The sequence below is a fragment of the Pseudomonas sp. BGA-UO-ETr-WB11 genome, assembly GCF_059567785.1.
The window spans coordinates 339,994-356,790 of sequence record NZ_JCAQOS010000003.1; the positions used below are offsets into that span (position 1 = coordinate 339,994).

Annotated in this window: 18 protein-coding genes; 8 read left to right on the top strand and 10 right to left on the bottom strand. The window is 61.3% G+C overall.

Annotated elements, in window-relative coordinates; genetic code table 11:
* Nucleotides 1-66: 66 nt before the first annotated feature.
* From AC56DI_RS03035 to trpC, 3 genes are read left to right on the top strand one after another with little or no spacing between them, the layout of a single operon-like run.
* Nucleotides 67-663, top strand: coding sequence for an aminodeoxychorismate/anthranilate synthase component II (locus AC56DI_RS03035; RefSeq protein WP_496344883.1), 597 nt, complete (start codon nt 67-69; stop codon nt 661-663).
* Entirely contained in the window at nt 660-1,709 is a 1,050-nt protein-coding gene (gene trpD / locus AC56DI_RS03040) for an anthranilate phosphoribosyltransferase (protein ID WP_496344884.1), read from the top strand. Before AC56DI_RS03035 ends, trpD begins: the two co-directional genes overlap by 4 nt.
* Complete coding sequence (gene trpC / locus AC56DI_RS03045) at nt 1,706-2,542, top strand: indole-3-glycerol phosphate synthase TrpC (protein ID WP_496344885.1); 837 nt, start codon at nt 1,706-1,708, stop codon at nt 2,540-2,542. Before trpD ends, trpC begins: the two co-directional genes overlap by 4 nt.
* A gap of 52 nt (nt 2,543-2,594) precedes the next feature.
* On the opposite strand, the gene crp is transcribed toward trpC, so the two are convergent.
* The gene (gene crp / locus AC56DI_RS03050) at nt 2,595-3,239 is read right to left on the bottom strand and encodes a cAMP-activated global transcriptional regulator CRP (protein WP_496344886.1); all 645 of its coding nucleotides are present in this window, start codon (nt 3,237-3,239) and stop codon (nt 2,595-2,597) included.
* A gap of 236 nt (nt 3,240-3,475) precedes the next feature.
* On the opposite strand from crp, the gene AC56DI_RS03055 reads away from it, so the two are divergent.
* Nucleotides 3,476-3,898, top strand: a complete 423-nt coding sequence (locus AC56DI_RS03055) for an OsmC family protein (protein ID WP_496344887.1) — start codon at nt 3,476-3,478, stop codon at nt 3,896-3,898.
* A gap of 68 nt (nt 3,899-3,966) precedes the next feature.
* On the opposite strand, the gene coq7 is transcribed toward AC56DI_RS03055, so the two are convergent.
* From coq7 to AC56DI_RS03070, 3 genes are read right to left on the bottom strand one after another with little or no spacing between them, the layout of a single operon-like run.
* The gene (coq7, locus tag AC56DI_RS03060; RefSeq protein ID WP_496344888.1) at nt 3,967-4,614 is read right to left on the bottom strand and encodes a 2-polyprenyl-3-methyl-6-methoxy-1,4-benzoquinone monooxygenase; all 648 of its coding nucleotides are present in this window, start codon (nt 4,612-4,614) and stop codon (nt 3,967-3,969) included.
* A gap of 41 nt (nt 4,615-4,655) precedes the next feature.
* Entirely contained in the window at nt 4,656-5,507 is an 852-nt protein-coding gene (locus AC56DI_RS03065) for a formylglycine-generating enzyme family protein (protein WP_496344889.1), read from the bottom strand.
* Nucleotides 5,507-5,845 carry a histidine triad nucleotide-binding protein gene (locus tag AC56DI_RS03070; RefSeq protein WP_496344890.1) on the bottom strand — a complete coding sequence of 113 codons (339 nt, stop codon included), beginning with the start codon at nt 5,843-5,845 and terminating at the stop codon, nt 5,507-5,509. The genes AC56DI_RS03065 and AC56DI_RS03070 overlap by 1 nt, the downstream gene beginning before the upstream one ends.
* 90 nt (nt 5,846-5,935) lie before the next feature.
* On the opposite strand from AC56DI_RS03070, the gene AC56DI_RS03075 reads away from it, so the two are divergent.
* On the top strand, nt 5,936-7,417 hold the full coding sequence (locus AC56DI_RS03075; RefSeq protein WP_496344891.1) for an AAA family ATPase: 1,482 nt from the start codon (nt 5,936-5,938) through the stop codon (nt 7,415-7,417).
* 113 nt (nt 7,418-7,530) lie between these two features.
* On the opposite strand, the gene AC56DI_RS03080 is transcribed toward AC56DI_RS03075, so the two are convergent.
* The 4 genes from AC56DI_RS03080 to hemJ form a co-directional block, all read right to left on the bottom strand.
* Nucleotides 7,531-8,328: an SDR family NAD(P)-dependent oxidoreductase gene (locus AC56DI_RS03080; protein ID WP_496344892.1), complete on the bottom strand. Its 798-nt coding sequence runs from the start codon at nt 8,326-8,328 to the stop codon at nt 7,531-7,533.
* Nucleotides 8,329-8,376: 48 nt separating this feature from the next.
* Nucleotides 8,377-9,441: a DUF805 domain-containing protein gene (locus tag AC56DI_RS03085; RefSeq protein WP_496344893.1), complete on the bottom strand. Its 1,065-nt coding sequence runs from the start codon at nt 9,439-9,441 to the stop codon at nt 8,377-8,379.
* A 133-nt stretch (nt 9,442-9,574) separates the two neighbouring features.
* Nucleotides 9,575-10,525 carry an NAD(P)H-dependent flavin oxidoreductase gene (locus tag AC56DI_RS03090; protein ID WP_496344894.1) on the bottom strand — a complete coding sequence of 317 codons (951 nt, stop codon included), beginning with the start codon at nt 10,523-10,525 and terminating at the stop codon, nt 9,575-9,577.
* Nucleotides 10,526-10,585: 60 nt separating this feature from the next.
* Entirely contained in the window at nt 10,586-11,011 is a 426-nt protein-coding gene (gene hemJ / locus AC56DI_RS03095) for a protoporphyrinogen oxidase HemJ (RefSeq protein ID WP_496344895.1), read from the bottom strand.
* Between the two features lie 176 nt (nt 11,012-11,187).
* Here hemJ and argC point away from each other — a divergent pair, with 176 nt between their 5' ends.
* On the top strand, nt 11,188-12,222 hold the full coding sequence (gene argC / locus AC56DI_RS03100; protein WP_496344896.1) for an N-acetyl-gamma-glutamyl-phosphate reductase: 1,035 nt from the start codon (nt 11,188-11,190) through the stop codon (nt 12,220-12,222).
* Nucleotides 12,223-12,337: 115 nt separating this feature from the next.
* Complete coding sequence (erpA, locus tag AC56DI_RS03105) at nt 12,338-12,688, top strand: iron-sulfur cluster insertion protein ErpA (protein WP_324520546.1); 351 nt, start codon at nt 12,338-12,340, stop codon at nt 12,686-12,688.
* A 76-nt stretch (nt 12,689-12,764) separates the two neighbouring features.
* Here erpA and AC56DI_RS03110 read toward each other — a convergent pair whose 3' ends face one another.
* Both AC56DI_RS03110 and AC56DI_RS03115 read right to left on the bottom strand, forming a co-directional pair.
* Nucleotides 12,765-13,853, bottom strand: a complete 1,089-nt coding sequence (locus AC56DI_RS03110; protein WP_496344897.1) for an anhydro-N-acetylmuramic acid kinase — start codon at nt 13,851-13,853, stop codon at nt 12,765-12,767.
* Between the two features lie 6 nt (nt 13,854-13,859).
* On the bottom strand, nt 13,860-15,245 hold the full coding sequence (locus tag AC56DI_RS03115; protein WP_496344898.1) for a peptidoglycan DD-metalloendopeptidase family protein: 1,386 nt from the start codon (nt 15,243-15,245) through the stop codon (nt 13,860-13,862).
* 204 nt (nt 15,246-15,449) lie between these two features.
* On the opposite strand from AC56DI_RS03115, the gene tyrS reads away from it, so the two are divergent.
* Nucleotides 15,450-16,649, top strand: a complete 1,200-nt coding sequence (gene tyrS / locus AC56DI_RS03120; protein WP_496344899.1) for a tyrosine--tRNA ligase — start codon at nt 15,450-15,452, stop codon at nt 16,647-16,649.
* Nucleotides 16,650-16,797: the final 148 nt, after the last annotated feature.

The following is a 16,797-nucleotide window of genomic DNA, read 5'->3' on the forward strand; positions in this document are numbered from 1 at the left end:
GCGAGACGCCCGGCAGTATCAGGGTTTTAAATTTAAGCGCAGTAGAAGCAAAGGGTTGAGCAAGAAATGCTGCTAATGATCGATAACTACGACTCCTTCACCTACAACGTCGTGCAGTACCTGGCCGAGCTGGGCGCCGACGTTAACGTCATCCGTAATGACGAACTGACCGTGGCCGAGATCGAGGCGCTGAATCCCGAGCGCATCGTGGTTTCCCCCGGCCCTTGCACGCCGACCGAAGCCGGCGTGTCGCTGGCGGTGATCGCGCACTTTGCCGGCAAGCTGCCAATTCTTGGCGTGTGCCTCGGCCATCAGAGCATTGGCCAGGCCTTTGGCGGTGACGTGGTGCGTGCGCGCCAGGTGATGCACGGCAAGACCAGCCCGGTGTTCCATCACGACACCGGCGTATTTGCCGGTCTGAACAACCCGTTGACCGTGACCCGCTACCACTCCCTGGTGGTCAAGCGCGAAACCCTGCCGGAGTGCCTGGAGATTACCGCCTGGACCCAGCTGGATGACGGCGCGGTCGACGAGATCATGGGCTTGCGCCATAAGACCCTGAATATTGAAGGCGTGCAGTTCCACCCCGAGTCGATCCTGACCGAGCAGGGCCATGAGCTGTTCGCCAACTTCCTCAAGCAGACTGGAGGCGTGCGGGCATGAATATCAAAGAAGCCCTCAATCGGGTGGTGGCCCAGCTCGACCTGTCCACCGAGGAAATGCAGGACGTGATGCGCGAAATCATGACCGGCCAGTGCAGCGAGGCGCAGATCGGCGCCTTTCTGATGGGCATGCGCATGAAGAGCGAGACCATCGACGAGATCGTCGGCGCCGTGTCGGTGATGCGTGAGCTGGCCAGCCAGGTCGAGCTGCCGAGCCTCAAGCATGTGGTCGACGTGGTCGGCACCGGCGGCGATGGCGCCAATATCTTCAACGTCTCCACTGCGGCGGCCTTTGTGGTGGCGGCGGCGGGCGGCAAGGTGGCCAAGCACGGCAACCGCGCGGTGTCCGGTAAAAGCGGCAGTGCCGATTTGCTCGAAGCCGCCGGCATTTACCTGGAATTGACCCCGGTGCAGGTGGCGCGTTGCATTGACACCGTCGGTGTCGGGTTTATGTTCGCCCAGGTGCACCACAAGGCCATGAAACACGCTGCTGCCCCTCGTCGCGAGCTGGGTTTGCGCACCATCTTTAACATGCTCGGCCCACTGACCAATCCGGCTGGCGTGCGCCATCAGGTCGTTGGCGTATTCAGCCAAGCCCTTTGCCGGCCGCTGGCTGAGGTGCTCAAGCGCCTGGGCAGCGAGCACATCCTGGTGGTGCATTCCCGTGATGGCCTGGACGAATTCAGCCTGGCCGCGCCGACCCATGTGGCCGAACTGAAAGATGGCGTGATCAGCGAGTATGACGTCAGCCCCGAGGACTTCGGCCTGCACAGCCAGACCCTGATGGGCCTGGAGGTGGACGGTCCGCAAGCGTCGCTGGAATTGATCCGCGATGCTCTGGGGCGGCGCAAAACCGAAGCCGGCAAGAAGGCCGGTGACCTTATCGTGCTAAATGCCGGCGCGGCGCTGTATGCCGCCGACCTGGCCACCAGTTTGGTTGAGGGTGTTCGCCTAGCCCATGACGCGCTGCATACTGGCCTGGCGCGGGAAAAAATGGACGAGCTGGCGTCCTTTACCGCGGTATTCCGTGAGGAGAATCAAGCGTGAGCCTGCCGACCATTCTGGAAAACATCATCGCCCGCAAATATGTGGAAGTGGCCGAGCGCAGTGCGCGGGTCAGCCTGGCCGAGCTGGAGCGCCTGGCGCGCGCAGCCGATGCCCCGCGCGGCTTTGCCAAGGCCATGCTGGAGCGGGTCGCGCGCAAGGAAGCGGCAGTGATTGCCGAGATCAAAAAGGCTTCGCCGAGCAAGGGCGTAATCCGTGAGGACTTCGATCCCGCGGCGATCGCGGTCAGCTACGCCAAGGGCGGCGCCACCTGCTTGTCGGTGCTCACCGATGTGGACTTCTTTCAGGGCGCCGATGCCTACCTGCAACAGGCACGGGCGGCTTGCAGCCTGCCGGTGATTCGCAAGGACTTCATGGTCGATCCTTATCAGATCGTTGAAGCCCGTGCCCTCGGCGCCGACTGCGTACTGCTGATCGTCTCGGCCCTGGAGGATGGGCAGATGGCTGAACTGGCCAGCGTGGCCAAGGACTTCAACCTCGATGTGCTGGTCGAAGTGCACGATGGCGCCGAGCTTGAACGCGCCCTGAAGACCCTTGATACGCCGCTGGTAGGGATCAACAATCGCAACCTGCACACCTTCGAGGTAAGCCTGGACACCACGTTGGATCTACTGCCGCGGATTCCACGTGACCGTTTGTTGGTGACCGAGAGTGGCATCATCAATCGCGCTGACGTGGAGCTGATGGAAATCAGCGACGTGCATGCTTTTCTGGTGGGTGAGGCCTTTATGCGTGCGGCAGAGCCCGGCGTTGAGCTGCAGCGGCTGTTCTTCCCGGATGCCGCGTCGATGGCGCTGGGTGCTGATCCGGACTGATTGCGACAGAGATAAAAAAACCGGCCTAGGCCGGTTTTTTTTGTGGTCGCTTTCAGCGGGTGCCGAACACCACCATGGTTTTGCCTTTGACGTTGACCAGGCCCTGTTCTTCCAGGGCCTTGAGCACGCGGCCAACCATCTCGCGGGAGCAGCCGACGATGCGACCGATCTCCTGGCGGGTGATCTTGATCTGCATGCCATCGGGGTGGGTCATGGCATCCGGCTGCTTGCACAGGTCCAGCAGGGTGCGGGCCACACGGCCGGTGACATCGAGGAAGGCCAGGTCGCCGACCTTGCGTGTGGTGTTGCGCAGACGCTCGGCCATCTGGCTGCCGAGGGCAAAGAGAATGTCCGGGTCTTGCAGGGTCAGTTCGCGGAACTTGGTGTAGCTCAGTTCGGCCACTTCGCATTCGGTCTTGGCCCGTACCCAGGCGCTGCGTTCTTTCTCGACACCTTCTTTCTCGAACAGACCCATTTCACCGAAGAAGTCGCCGGAGTTGAGGTAGGCGATGATCATTTCCCGGCCATCGTCGTCTTCGATCAGGATGGTGACCGAGCCTTTGACGATGAAGAACAGGGTTTCGCAGCGATCACCGGCGTAAATGATGGTGCTCTTGGCGGTGTAGCGGCGACGGTGGCAATGGGCAAGCAGCTTGTCGAGATTTTTGATTTTGGGTGTGAGCGTAATAGCGACCATGCGCGAGTCCCGGTAAAGAAGAGGTAAGTCCCTGTCTGCTAGACGAATTCTTATTATTAATGCGGTCAGTGTGCCATTTATCCGACGCCAGCTTAACAGACAGTTATACACCAACTAGGCGTTTTTGCGACGTGGCTAACACCTGGCTGTCGGGGATTAGTCTACGCGTGCTCGTTTGCCGGAGCTCGTAGGCCCTGTGCTAAGCTTGCGACCCTTTTTGCAGTGGACACCTGGCGATGAAAGCACGTATCCAGTGGGCAGGCGAAGCCCTGTTTATCGGCGAATCTGGCAGTGGCCATGCCGTGGTCATGGACGGTCCGCCGGAGGCCGGTGGGCGCAACCTGGGCGTGCGGCCGATGGAGATGTTACTCATCGGCCTGGGCGGCTGCAGCAACTTCGATGTGGTCAGCATCCTGAAGAAATCCCGCCAGGCGGTGGAAAGCTGCGAAGCCTTTGTTGAGGCTGAACGCGCCGATGAAGACCCTAAGGTGTTCACCAAGATCCACCTGCATTTCGTGGTCAAGGGCCGCGGCCTGAAGGAAGCTCAGGTCAAGCGCGCGGTGGAACTGTCGGCGGAGAAGTACTGCTCGGCGTCGATCATGCTCGGGCGTGCCGGTGTTGAGATCACCCACGACTACGAGATTGTCGAGTTGGGTTGATCGTTACGCAGGCAATAAAAAAGGGGCGCCAATCAGCGCCCCTTTTTTATTGCCTGCAGGTTACGGCGTCAGACCCGGTAGGTGCTCTTGGTCATGACCTTGGCCAGCAGGCTCATGCCGAACTTGACCGGCGCCGGAAAGCGCAGGCCGCCAGCGGCCAGGGCGCTGTTGGCGTGTTGCTCTTCATCGCTGCGCATCTGCTCAAGGATGGCGCGGGATTTTTCGTCTTCAGCCGGCAACTGGCTGAGATGATCGTCGAGGTGCTTGCACACCTGGTCTTCAGTGGCGGCGACAAAGCCCAGGCTGACCCGATCACTGATCAGCCCGGCCACCGCCCCGACACCAAACGACAAACCATAGAACAGCGGATTGAGCACGCTGGGGTGGCTGCCGAGTTGGCGGATACGTTGTTCGCACCAGGCCAGGTGGTCGATTTCTTCCTCGGCCGCATGCTCCATGGCGCTGCGCACCTCGGGCAGTTTGGCGGTCAGTGCCTGGCCTTGATACAGCGCCTGGGCGCAGACCTCGCCGGTGTGGTTGATGCGCATCAGGCCGGCCACATGACGCGTGGTCTCGGGGTCGAACTGGGTGTCGGGCTGGACGATGGCCGGCGACGGGCGATAGGGCTGGCCGCTGAAGGGCAGCAGGGTGCGCATGGCCGCATCGGCTTGCAGTAACAGACGGTCAATGGGTGAGTAATGACGTTCGCTGGCCATGGGCGCTCCGGGCGGCATGCAGGTGGAATACGCCTGCGAGTCTACTCCAAGCTGGCGTGGCGGTCTTGATCCGGATCAGATTGGGGCAGCTCGCGCAGCACCCGGAAGCCCAAGGCGTAGTCCTTGATATGGGGCTGCTTGAGGTCGCGTAGGCTGCTGCGCAGGTACACCGGGCCACTGTTCCAGCCGCCGCCGCGTATCGCCCTTGGGCTGTTGTCGAGCAGGCCGGCGCGGCGCTGTTCGTGGCCGTCATAGGGCGCGACGAAGGCCGAGGCTGTCCATTCCCAGACATTGCCGGCAGTGTCGTACAGGCCGAAGGCATTGGGCGCGAACTGCCCCACCAGGCTGGTTTTGTACTCTAGGCTGCGCGGCGTGCCACAACCGCGGCAGTGGGCGCGGGGCTGTTCTTCACTGCTGTCGAGTTGCTCGCCCCACCAGTAGTAACTCTGGCTGCCCGCGCGGGCCGCATATTCCCATTCGGCTTCGCTAGGCAGGCGATAGGTCTGGCCGCTGACTTTGCTCAGCCATTGGCAGTAACCCTGGGCGGCAAAGTAGCTGACGTGTATCACCGGGCGCTGCGCCGACATGGCCCAGCCCTCGTTGTCGGGCATGGCCTTGCCGGTGGCATCGGCATACAGCTGCCAGTCGGCGAAGGTGACTTCAAAGCGACCCATGGCGATGGGCTGGCTAATGTCGACCGCGCGCGGTGGGCGTTCGTTGTCGTTACCACGGCCCAGGCTATCGCCCAAGACAAAGCGGCCAGTGGGCAGGACCACCAGCTCGGGGCCTTGCTGGCCGTTGCGCAGTGGGTCGCGAAATACCTTGCCGGCCTCGTTGGCGAGGGCTGGTAGGGGCAATAGCAGGCTGAGCGTCAGGGCTAACTGTACGCGCATCAGCCCGGCGGCCACTGCATCTGGCGTTGACCAAGGACGTGCATGTGGATGTGATAGACCGTCTGCCCGCCTTGCGGGTTGCAGTTCATCACCACCCGGAAGCCTTCTTCGCAGCCTTGCTCAACGGCCAGGCGCTGGGCAGTGAAGAGGATATGGCCGGCCAGGGCTTTGTCGTCTTCGCCGAGGTCGTTGAGGGTGCTGATGTGTTTTTTCGGGATCACCAGGAAGTGCACCGGCGCGGCCGGGCTGATGTCGTGGAAGGCTACGACCTGATCATCTTCATAAAGCTTGCGCGCGGGGATGTCCCCGGCGACGATCTTGCAGAACAGACAGTCCATGGACAGTCCCCCGGCTGATGATTTGAGCCGCAGAGTGTAACCATGCACACCGGGGGCGACCAGTGGCGCCGATACGCACAAGGAGCAGCAGTGATAAACGATATTCATGACCTGGGGCTGGTGCTGGACTCCAAGGTCAAGCTGGTAGTGATTGAGTCCTGGGACGAGCGGCGGGTGCTGGAGACCCTCACCAGCCTGGCGGTCAAGCGTGGCCTGGGGCTGTACACCTGGGCGGTGACTGAAGGTTTGCAGCGTCTTGGCTTTGCCGCAGACGTGAGTGAAGAAAGCGCCAGCCTGGAGCCAGAGGCCGCGCTGAAGCTGATCAAGCACGATCCGCAGCCCAATCTGTATGTGCTCTGCGACCTGCATCCGTTCCTGGTCGATAACCCCAAGCTGGTGCGCCTGCTCAAGGAAATCGCCCTGGCCGAAGGCGCCCACAAACCGACCCTGGTGCTGGTTTCCCACGCCCTCAAATTGCCGGTGGAAGTGCAGCGTTATGCGGCGCGCTTTGCCCTGGCGCTGCCGTCTGAAGAGGAGCTGCTGGCCATCGTTCGCGACGAGGCCACGCGTTGGAGCGAGGGCAATCGCGGCGCGCGGGTACGCACCGACAACCGCACCTTGCAGCAGGTGGTGAAAAACCTGCGCGGCATGAGCCACGCTGAAGCCCGAGCCCTGGCGCGGCGGGTGATCTGCGACGACGGCGCAATTACTCAGGATGACCTGCCGGAGCTGAACAAGAGCAAGTTCCAGCTGCTGGATCTGGAAGGCGTGCTGAGCTTCGAATACGACACCGCCCGCTTCGCCGAGGTCGGCGGTCTGCGTACGTTCAAGCGCTGGCTGGGTGAACGCGAACCGGTGTTTCTCGCCGCCAAGGCCGAAGACCTGCCCAAGGGGGTGATGCTGGTGGGTGTGCAAGGCGGCGGCAAAAGTCTGGCGGCCAAGGCGGTGGCCGGGCTTTGGGGGCTGCCGCTGCTGCGCCTGGATTTCGCTTGCCTGTACAACAAGTTCTTCGGCGAAACCGAGCGCAATCTGCGCGAGGCCTTGCAGTTGGCGGAGCGCATGGCGCCGTGCGTGCTGTGGATGGATGAGATCGAGAAGGGCCTGGCCAGCGGCGATCAGGATGGCGGGGTCAGTCAGCGGGTGCTGGGCACTTTGCTGACCTGGATGGCCGAGCGCACAGCGCCGGTGTTTCTGGTGGCTACCGCCAATGCCATCGACCGTCTGCCGCCGGAGCTGGTGCGTAAGGGGCGTTTCGACGAGCTGTTCTTTGTCGACCTGCCGGATGCCGAGGTGCGGGCCGAGATTTTCGCGATCCACCTACAGCGCCGTGAGCTGGAGCCTGCGCAGTTTGATCTGCCGGAATTGGCGGCGGCCTGTGAGGGCTTTGCCGGGGCGGAGATCGAGCAGGCGGTGGTCAGCGCGCTGTATGCCGCGCAGGCGCGGCAGCAGAGTGTCGATCAGGCGTTGCTGTTGCAGATGATCCACAGCAGTTCGCCGTTATCGGTGGTCATGGCCGAGGATCTGGCCCGGCTGCGGGCCTGGGCGGATGGGCGGACGGTGAGTGCTGATTAAGGCGCGCGAGGATCCCCGGTAGGAGCCAGCTTGCTGGCGATGCTGTTGCGCAACAGAGATCACCAGCAAGCTGGCTCCTACAGGTTCAATCGGTCTGAGGGGCGAGTGTTTAGCTAGTCGGCCTTTCGTCCTGAACTGGAGCGATTGACCTTGCCCACCAGGTAACGCACCAGTGCGCGTGGAGCCAGGCGTGGCCAGCCGGCCATCAGCTTGTTGCGCCATCCGGGGGTGATGATCGCGCGGTTCTTGTCCAGGCCTCTGACGGCGAGCAGTGCCACTTCCTCGCAGGACATCATCAGCGAGCTGCGTTCCAGCTTGGCGGATTTCATCTGTGCATTGCGAAAGAACGCGCTGCGCGTCGGCCCAGGGCAGAGCACCGAGACTTTCACGCCAAAGCCCTTCAGCTCTTCACGCAGACCTTCTGACAGGCTCAGCACGTAGGCCTTGCTGGCGAAGTAGTTGCTCATCCACGGCCCTGGCTGAAAGGCTGCGACCGAGGCGACGTTGAGAATCTGTCCGCCGCCCTGTTGCACCATGCGTTGGCCGAGAGCATGGCAGAGGCGAGTGAGGGCGAGAATATTGACTTCCACCAGCTGCTGTTCGCGGCTCCACTCCTGCTGGAGAAAGGCGCCGGCGGTGCCGAAGCCGGCGTTGTTGACCAGCAGGTCAATCTGCTGATCGGCCAGTTCCAGCTCTTGCAGCAGGCCGGATACCTGCAGCGGCTCGCTAAGGTCGCAGGAGCTAAACAGCACCTCGACGCCGAAGCGCTGGGTCAGCTCGTAGGCGATGCTTTCCAGGGCGTCGCGCTGGCGAGCCACCAGAATCAGGTTGCGGCCGCGGCGAGCCAGGGCTTCGGCAATGGCCAGGCCAATCCCGCTGGAGGCGCCGGTAATCAGGGCATAACGGGGCATGGGTGACTCCGTGGGGCAGCGGCCGACGGGCCGCTGCTGCGGGGGGATTTACTCGTCTTCGCTGAGCGGCGCGTAAGCGTCTGCGGCCTCGGCGCTGTCGGCCTCATCGTAGCTGCTTTCCAGTGCGGACTGGGCGCGCTCGGTGTAGTCCTGATAGGCCGGAATGGCGATGGCGGCGAGGATGCCGAACACCACCGGTACCAGCAGCCAGAGGGCGGACAGAACCTTGACCGCGGTGCTGTTGGGTGGCGGTGGCGGGCCAAAGCGGTTGGCCGCGGTGCTGCCAGGCACTACCAGCATGATGATGGAGAACACGCTGCCGACCACCGGCACCAGGTTGACCAGCAACAGCCAGCCGGACCAGCCGATGTCGTGCAGGCGTTGCACGCCAATTTGTACGCTGACCACCGCCATGGCCACCAGGGTCACGACGGCGAGGATAGCGCCGAGCACTTGCGACAATTGAAAGCCGATGGCGACTACGCCGAACACCGCCATGGCAGCACCCATCAAGCTCAGGCTCCAGGCCAGGTAGCGCAAGCGGCCAATCCGGCCCTCGACGCCAAACGGGCGCAACTCGGCGTACTCCGGCAGTTCTTCGGCGACGTTGGCAGTGGGGGGCGCGTAAGGGGAGGCCGGCGCGGGGTCGTTACTGATGGTGCTGGTGATGGTGATGGCGGGCGCACTGGCGGCCAGTTCGGCCTGGCGTGCCAGGTATTTGTCGATGATGATGCCGCAGGCCGTACATTCGGCTGCCTTGTCTTGTTCGTGACCACACTTGGGGCAGTTCATGCGGCTGCTGTCGGTGGTGGCGGTGGCTTCATTGGCAGCCGCAGGCGGATTGTGGTCTTCGGTTTCTACCAGGCTCAGGCTGGCGGCCAGATCGGCCTCTTTGTACACCTTGGCACCGGCGCGCTGCAGGGCGGCGAGGTACTTTTCGGCCTCGTCTTCAGCCAGATCGCGCTTGAGAGCGACCGGGTTGCCAGAGAACAGGCTTTCGATCTTGGCGCTGTCGCTCTTGAACAGGCGCGCCAGGTTGGCTTTGACCTCGTCCAGTTGCGCTGCGGGCATCAATTCGCCGCTAAAAACGATCTTGAAACGGGCTTGTGACATGCGGGCATCCCTGTCGGCAGGAAAGAGTTGAGCGCACAGCCTAATGGGCCGCAGCCATGGGCGACAAGTGCGCAACAGGAGAAAGGTGGCCTAGTTCCTGGCGGCTGCTTGAGTTCAGCCGCCAGGGAGGTGCTTAGTGTTCGAGTGGGGTGAAACGCTGGCGCGCTGCCCGGTATTCGGCATCCAGGCGAGCCACGAGTTCGGCCACGCTGGGCAGGTCATCAATGTCGCCGACGCCCTGGCCGGCCGACCACACGGTTTTCCACGCCTTGGCCTCATCGTTGACCGGTTTGAGTTTTTCACCGTAATTGACCTCGCCTTTGTCTTGCAGGCGCTGCAGGTCATAACCGGCGGCTTGCAGGCTCTGGCGCATAAAGCTGGCCGGAATGCCTGATACGGCCGGGGTATGGATGATGTCGGCGGCCTTGGCGTCCAGCAGCATCTGCTTGTAGGCCTCGCCGGCGTGGCTTTCCTGGGTGGCGATAAAGCGCGTGCCGAGGTAAGCAAGGTCGGCACCGAGCAGCTGCGCCGCGAGAATCTCGTGGCCGTGGTTGAGGCAGCCGGCCAACAGCAGGGTTTTGTCGAAGAACTGGCGGATCTCGGCGATCAGGGCAAACGGGCTCCAAGTACCGGCGTGGCCACCGGCGCCGGCGGCCACCGCGATCAGACCATCAACTCCGGCTTCAGCTGCTTTCTCCGCGTGCCGGCGGGTGGTTACGTCGTGGAACACCAGGCCGCCGTAGCTGTGCACGGCATCCACTACTTCCTTTACAGCGCCGAGGCTGGTGATGATGATCGGCACGCGCTTTTCCACGCAGATGGCCAGGTCGTCCTGCAAGCGCGGGTTGCTGTGGTGAACGATCAGGTTGACCGCATAGGGCGCCGCATCGTCATGCAGGCCTGCCTGGATTTCCTCCAGCCAGGCGCGAAAGCCGCTGCTTTCGCGCTGATTGAGGGCCGGAAAGCTGCCGACCACACCGCTGTTGCAGCAGGCCAGTACCAGTTGCGGATTGGAGACCAGAAACATCGGCGCAGCCACTACGGGCAGACGCAGGCGCTGTTGCAACAAGGCGGGCAGGGACATGGGCATTCCTCTTGTTATTAAGGGCGGTGTTATTAAGGACAGTGTTATCAAGGGCGGTGATCAGAACGGTTTGACCACGACGAGAATCACGATGGCCAGCAGGAACAGCACGGGCACCTCGTTGAACCAACGGAAGAACACGTGGCCACGGGCGTTTTCGCCACGGGCAAAAGCGCGCAACTGAGCGCCGCAGAGGTGCTGATAGCCGACCAAGATGGCGACCAGGGTTAACTTCACGTGCAGCCAGCCCATGCTCAGCCAGGCTGGATTGAGGTACAGCAGCCAGGCGCCGAGGACCAGGGTGGCAATCATCGATGGCTGCATGATGCCGCGGTAAAGCTTGCGCTCCATCACGCAGAAGCGCTCGTGGCTGACGGCATCGCTGCTCATGGCGTGGTAGACGAACAGGCGGGGCAGGTAGAACAGCCCGGCAAACCAGCAGACCATGGCGATGATGTGCAGGGCTTTCAGCCAGAGGTAAAGCATGGGGTGACTCCGCGGGACAAAGTCCGCCGATAGTAGAGGCAAGCACGGCTGCTCGTCACCTTGCGCAGCCCTGGCCGGTGGAGAAACCGCGAGACAGACGCGCCTTGCTGTTGGCTGGCCGGGCGTGCGGCCGTATCATCGGCAGCTTTCCACTGGGTTGGTTCGAGGGGCGGGTCATGGTCAAGGTAGGTATTGTCGGCGGCACGGGCTACACCGGGGTCGAGTTGTTGCGTTTGCTGGCTCAGCACCCGGAAGCAGAAGTGGCGGTGATTACCTCGCGCTCCGAAGCCGGTGTGAGAGTGGCGGACATGTACCCGAACCTGCGCGGTCATTATGATTCGCTGGCCTTCAGCGTGCCGGACAGTGCCACCCTCGGCGCCTGCGACGTGGTGTTCTTCGCCACGCCCCATGGCGTCGCCCATGCCTTGGCCGGTGAGTTGCTGGCGGCGGGCACTCAGGTTATCGACCTTTCAGCGGACTTCCGTCTGCAAGACGCTGAGGAGTGGGCCAAGTGGTACGGCCAGCCCCATGGCGCACCTGAGTTGTTGCCTGAGGCGGTATACGGCCTGCCGGAAGTCAATCGTGAACAAATTCGCCAGGCGCGCCTGATCGCAGTAGCCGGCTGTTACCCGACGGCCACCCAATTGGGCTTCCTGCCGTTGCTGGAGGCGGGCTTGGCGGACAACAGCCGCCTGATCGCCGACTGCAAGTCCGGGGTCAGCGGAGCTGGTCGTGGCGCCAGTGTCGGTTCGCTGTTCAGCGAAGCGGGCGAGAGCATGAAGGCCTACGGTGTTAAGGGCCATCGTCACCTGCCGGAAATCACTCAGGGCTTGCGCCGCGCTGCGGGCGGGAATGTCGGTCTGACCTTTGTGCCGCATCTGACGCCGATGATTCGCGGTATTCACGCCACCCTGTATGCCACCGTGGTTGATCAGGCAGTGGATCTGCAGGCGCTGTTCGAGCAGCGTTATGCCAATGAGCCGTTTGTCGATGTGATGCCGGCTGGCAGTCATCCGGAAACCCGCAGCGTGCGCGGCGCCAACGTCTGCCGTCTGGCGGTGCATCGCCCGCAGGGCGGCGATCTGGTGGTGGTGCTCTCGGTGATTGATAACCTGGTCAAGGGCGCTTCGGGTCAGGCGGTGCAGTGCATGAACATCCGCTGTGGCCTGGATGAGCGCATGGGGCTGATGCAGGCCGCATTGCTGCCCTGAGGGTATTTGCCGGCCATGGCTGCCTGTGGGCGGAGAATAGTTGACCAGTTTGGTAGGGTAAGCGGATAATGCAAGGCCTAAGCAGTATGGCGCGTAGCGTCGGGAGAACAGCAGCATGAGCGTCGAAACCTTCACACCCACTCTCTTGCAGTTCACGCAGGGTGCTGCCAGCAAGGTGAAGAGCCTGGTTGAAGAAGAGGGTAACCCGCGTCTGAAGTTGCGGGTGTTCGTGACTGGCGGCGGCTGTTCCGGCTTTCAGTACGGTTTCACCTTCGATGACGAGATGGCGGACGATGACACCGTGGTCGAGCGCGAAGGCGTGAGCCTGGTGGTCGATCCGATGAGCTTTCAATACCTGGTCGGCGCCGAGGTGGACTATCAAGAAGGTCTGGAAGGTTCGCGCTTCGTGATTAAGAACCCGAATGCTTCCAGCACCTGCGGTTGCGGTCAGTCGTTCTCGATCTGATTCGTTTGCTGAGTGTGACCCGCAATGCCGCGCCCTGTGCGCGGCATTGTCGTTTCTGCGTTATGAGTTCTGCGGATCAGGCTGGGTAGATGGCGCCAAGTACGCGCAGTCCGCGGGCGCCGGTGACGCTGGGGCGGTTGGCGGGGATCTGCTCGAGGCAGCAGTGAGCCAGCCAGGCAAAGGCCATGGCTTCCACCCAGTCGGGTGGCACGCCTTGAGCGGCGGTACTGCTGACGCAGGCGCTCGGCAGTAGGCTTTGCAGGCGCCGCATCAGCGCGCCGTTATGGGCGCCGCCACCGCAGACCAGCAGGGTTTCGGTGTTTTGCTGGGCGGCGGTGAGTGAGTCGATGATGCTCGAAGCCGTCATCTCCAGCAGGGTGGCTTGCACGTCGGCTGGCGCATAAGGTGGTAGCTGCGCTAGGAGTTGCTGCAGCCATTCCAGGCTGAACAGTTCGCGGCCGGTGCTTTTCGGTCCGCGGGTCTGGAAGAACGGATCATTGAGCAGCGCATGCAGCAGTTCCGGGATTATCTCACCGCTGGCCGCCCAGGCGCCGTCACGGTCGAAGCGTTCGCCGCGCTGCAGCTGAATCCAGGCGTCGAGCAATACGTTACCCGGGCCGCAATCAAAACCATGCACCGGGCGCTCGGGTTGCAACAGGCTGAGGTTGCTGAAGCCGCCAACATTCAAGACCGCACAGCGCTTGTCGGTCGCAAACAGGGCTTCATGGAAGGCTGGCACCAGGGGCGCGCCTTGGCCGCCGGCAGCGATATCACGACGTCGGAAGTCGCTGATCACGCTGATGCCGGTTAGCTCGGCGAGTAGGGCTGGGTTGCCAATCTGGATGCTGAAGCCGTGGGCGGGCTCATGGCGGATGGTCTGGCCATGGCTGCCAATGGCGCGAATGTCAGAAGGTTGCAGTTGTTGCTCAGCCAGCAGGGCCTGAATGCCCTGCGCTGCCAGCTCGACCCAGCGCTGCTCAGCCAGTGCCGCACGGGCCAGCTCATCGGGACCGGAGCTGCACAACGCCAGCAGCTCGGCATGCAGTGTGGCGGGCATGGGCACGTAATGGGTGGCGATCAGGCGGGTGTGCTGGTCTTGGTCGATCAGGGCAATGTCCAAACCATCGAGGCTGGTTCCGGACATCACCCCCAGATAACGCGGCATCGGCTGTTAGCGTTTGTTCAGGGCGAGCATGGTGGATTTTTCCTGGTCCATGCGGGCCAGCAACGGCTTGCTCTGCTGCAGGAAGCGCTGCTTCTCAGCGCGGGCAATCGGGTCAGCCATGGCGGTCTTGATGCTCAGCGGATTGACGTGGCGACCATTGACCTGGAACTCATAGTGCAGGTGTGGCCCAGTGGAGAGGCCTGTGGTGCCGATGTAGCCAATGATCTGCCCCTGCTTGACGCTGGTGCCCGTACGCACACCTTTGGCGAAGCCCTGCATGTGGCCGTAGAGGGTCTTGTAGCTGTTGCCGTGCTGGATGATCACCGCATTGCCATAGCCGCCATGACGGCCGGCCAGCATAACCCGGCCATCGCCGGCGGCTTTGATCGGGGTGCCACGTGGCGCCGCGTAATCGACACCCTTGTGCGCGCGGATTTTGTTCAGGATTGGATGGCGGCGGCCCATGGAGAAGCCGGAGCTAATGCGGGCGAAGTCTACCGGCGTGCGGATAAAGGCTTTGCGCATGCTGTTGCCGTCAGCGGTGTAGTAGCTGGTGGCACCTTGTTTGTTGGTATAACGCACGGCGGTGAAGGTCTTGCCGCGGTTGATAAAACGGGCGGAAAGGATATTGCCGTTGGCAATCGGCTTGCCGTTCACGACTTTCTGCTCGTAGACCACTTCGAATTCGTCGCCGCGGCGGATGTCCTCAGCAAAGTCGATGTCGTAGCCGAACACATTGGCCATGTCCATTGCCAGGCTATAGGGCAGGCCGGCGCGTTGGGCAGATTGCGAAAGGGAGCTGTTGATAACACCGCGCGCATAGGCAGAGCGCACGTCAGGCTTAACCAGTTCGCGCTTGAAGGCGAAGCCCTTGTCGGTTTTGCTCAGGCTGATGCTTTCAAGGTCGCTGAGTTTGCTGTGCAGGCTTTCCAGGTGGCCGTCTGCAGTCAATTTAAACTGCAGTTCCTGGCCAACATTCAGGCGGCTGAAACGCTTGGCATCTTTGCTGCTGTTGACTACGTCATGCAGTTCGTTGGACGACAGGCCAACCTTGGCAAAAACCGTGGAAAGCGTGTCACCTTTACCGACTGTGACGCTCTTATTGAGCGGGTCTACAGGCTTACTGGCAGTGTCGGGCGCAGCTGGAGTGTCTGCAGCTTTGGCAAAGGGTTGCGCGCCTTCAGTGCCTGTGACTGTGGTCAGCGGCAGGTCGTCTTTGTTTTGCTCAAGCTGCTCGGCATCGCTACTAATATCCAGCGTCAGCGTGGTGCGCTTTGCTTCTACATCGCTGGAGGGAAAAACCAGCAGCGTAAAGCTTAAAAAGGCGGCCACGCCACTTGCTGCTAGCAAGTGGCTTTTGGGGTACAGCGGGGGCTTGGAAGTCGGCGTCATGGTCTGGGTAAGATTCTTAAAATATGAAATGAAGATGACAAAAAAGTAAAAATAGAATCTATCAACTGCTTAAAATATAACCAAATCTTGCTCTAGGCAACCTTTGTCTTGGTAGGGTCGGTGCGGGGTTGGGCAAAACTTGTAATTAGTGCCTGATCTTGTATGGTTGGTTCCCTTTCATTTTGAGTGGTTGTGAGTCCTGTCATGAAGTTGGTTGAAGAACAGCTGGCGCTGATCAAGCGCGGTGCGGAAGAGGTTTTGGTCGAGGCCGAGCTGATTGAAAAGCTCAAACGCGGTCAGCCGCTGCGCATCAAGGCGGGGTTCGACCCGACTGCGCCTGATCTGCATCTCGGGCACACAGTGCTTATTAATAAGCTGCGTCAGTTTCAGGAGCTGGGCCATCAGGTGGTTTTCCTGATTGGTGACTTCACCGGAATGATCGGTGATCCGAGTGGCAAGAGTGCAACTCGCCCTCCTCTGACGCGCGAGCAAGTGCTGGACAACGCCGAAACCTACAAGGCGCAGGTGTTCAAAATTCTCGATCCGACCAAGACCGAAGTGGCGTTCAACTCCACCTGGATGGATCAGCTCAAGCCGTCGGACTTCATTCGTCTGTCGTCACAATACACAGTGGCGCGGATGCTCGAACGTGATGACTTCAGCAAGCGCTACAGCAGCAATCAACCTATTGCCATCCATGAGTTCCTTTACCCATTGGTTCAGGGCTACGACTCCGTGGCCTTGCGTGCGGATGTCGAGTTGGGCGGCACCGATCAGAAATTCAACCTGCTGATGGGGCGTGAGCTGCAGCGCGCTTATGGTCAGGAGCCTCAGGTTATTCTGACCATGCCTTTGCTGGAAGGTCTGGATGGCGTGAAGAAGATGTCCAAGTCATTGGGCAACTACGTAGGTATCCAGGAAGCACCGGGCGTGATGTACAACAAACTGGTGTCCATCCCTGATTCACTGATGTGGCGCTATTTCGAATTGCTCAGCTTCCGTTCCATGGCTGAAATCGAGCAGTTCAAGCGTGATGTCGAGCAGGGTGCCAATCCGCGCGATATCAAGATCAAGCTGGCCGAAGAAATCGTTGCGCGCTTCCATGGCGCAGAAGCTGCTGCCAGTGCTCACCGCTCTGCGGGTAACCGCATGAAAGAAGGGGAGTTGCCAGAGGATCTGCCTGAGGTGGACGTGACCTCAAGCGAGGATCTGCCAATTGCTTCCCTCCTTAATAAGGCCGGGCTGGTGAAGAACGCGGCAGGCGCCCGTGATCTGTTGAATGCGGGCAGTGTGCGTATAGATGGTGAGGTGGTGGATCGCACCTTTATATACACGCTGGGTTCTACCCATGTTTGCCAGGCTGGCAAGAAGGCTTTTGCGCGTGTCACGCTGAAAGCTGAATGAGTTATCAAATATCCCTTGACTGCTCGATTTAAGTGTCTATAATTCGCACCTCTTCCGGCGCAGACCTCTCGGAAAACTCTTTTGAAAACAAAGAGTTAGCTTAAAAAGAGGGGTTGCAAAGCAGCGAAAGCTGTGTAGAATGCGCCGG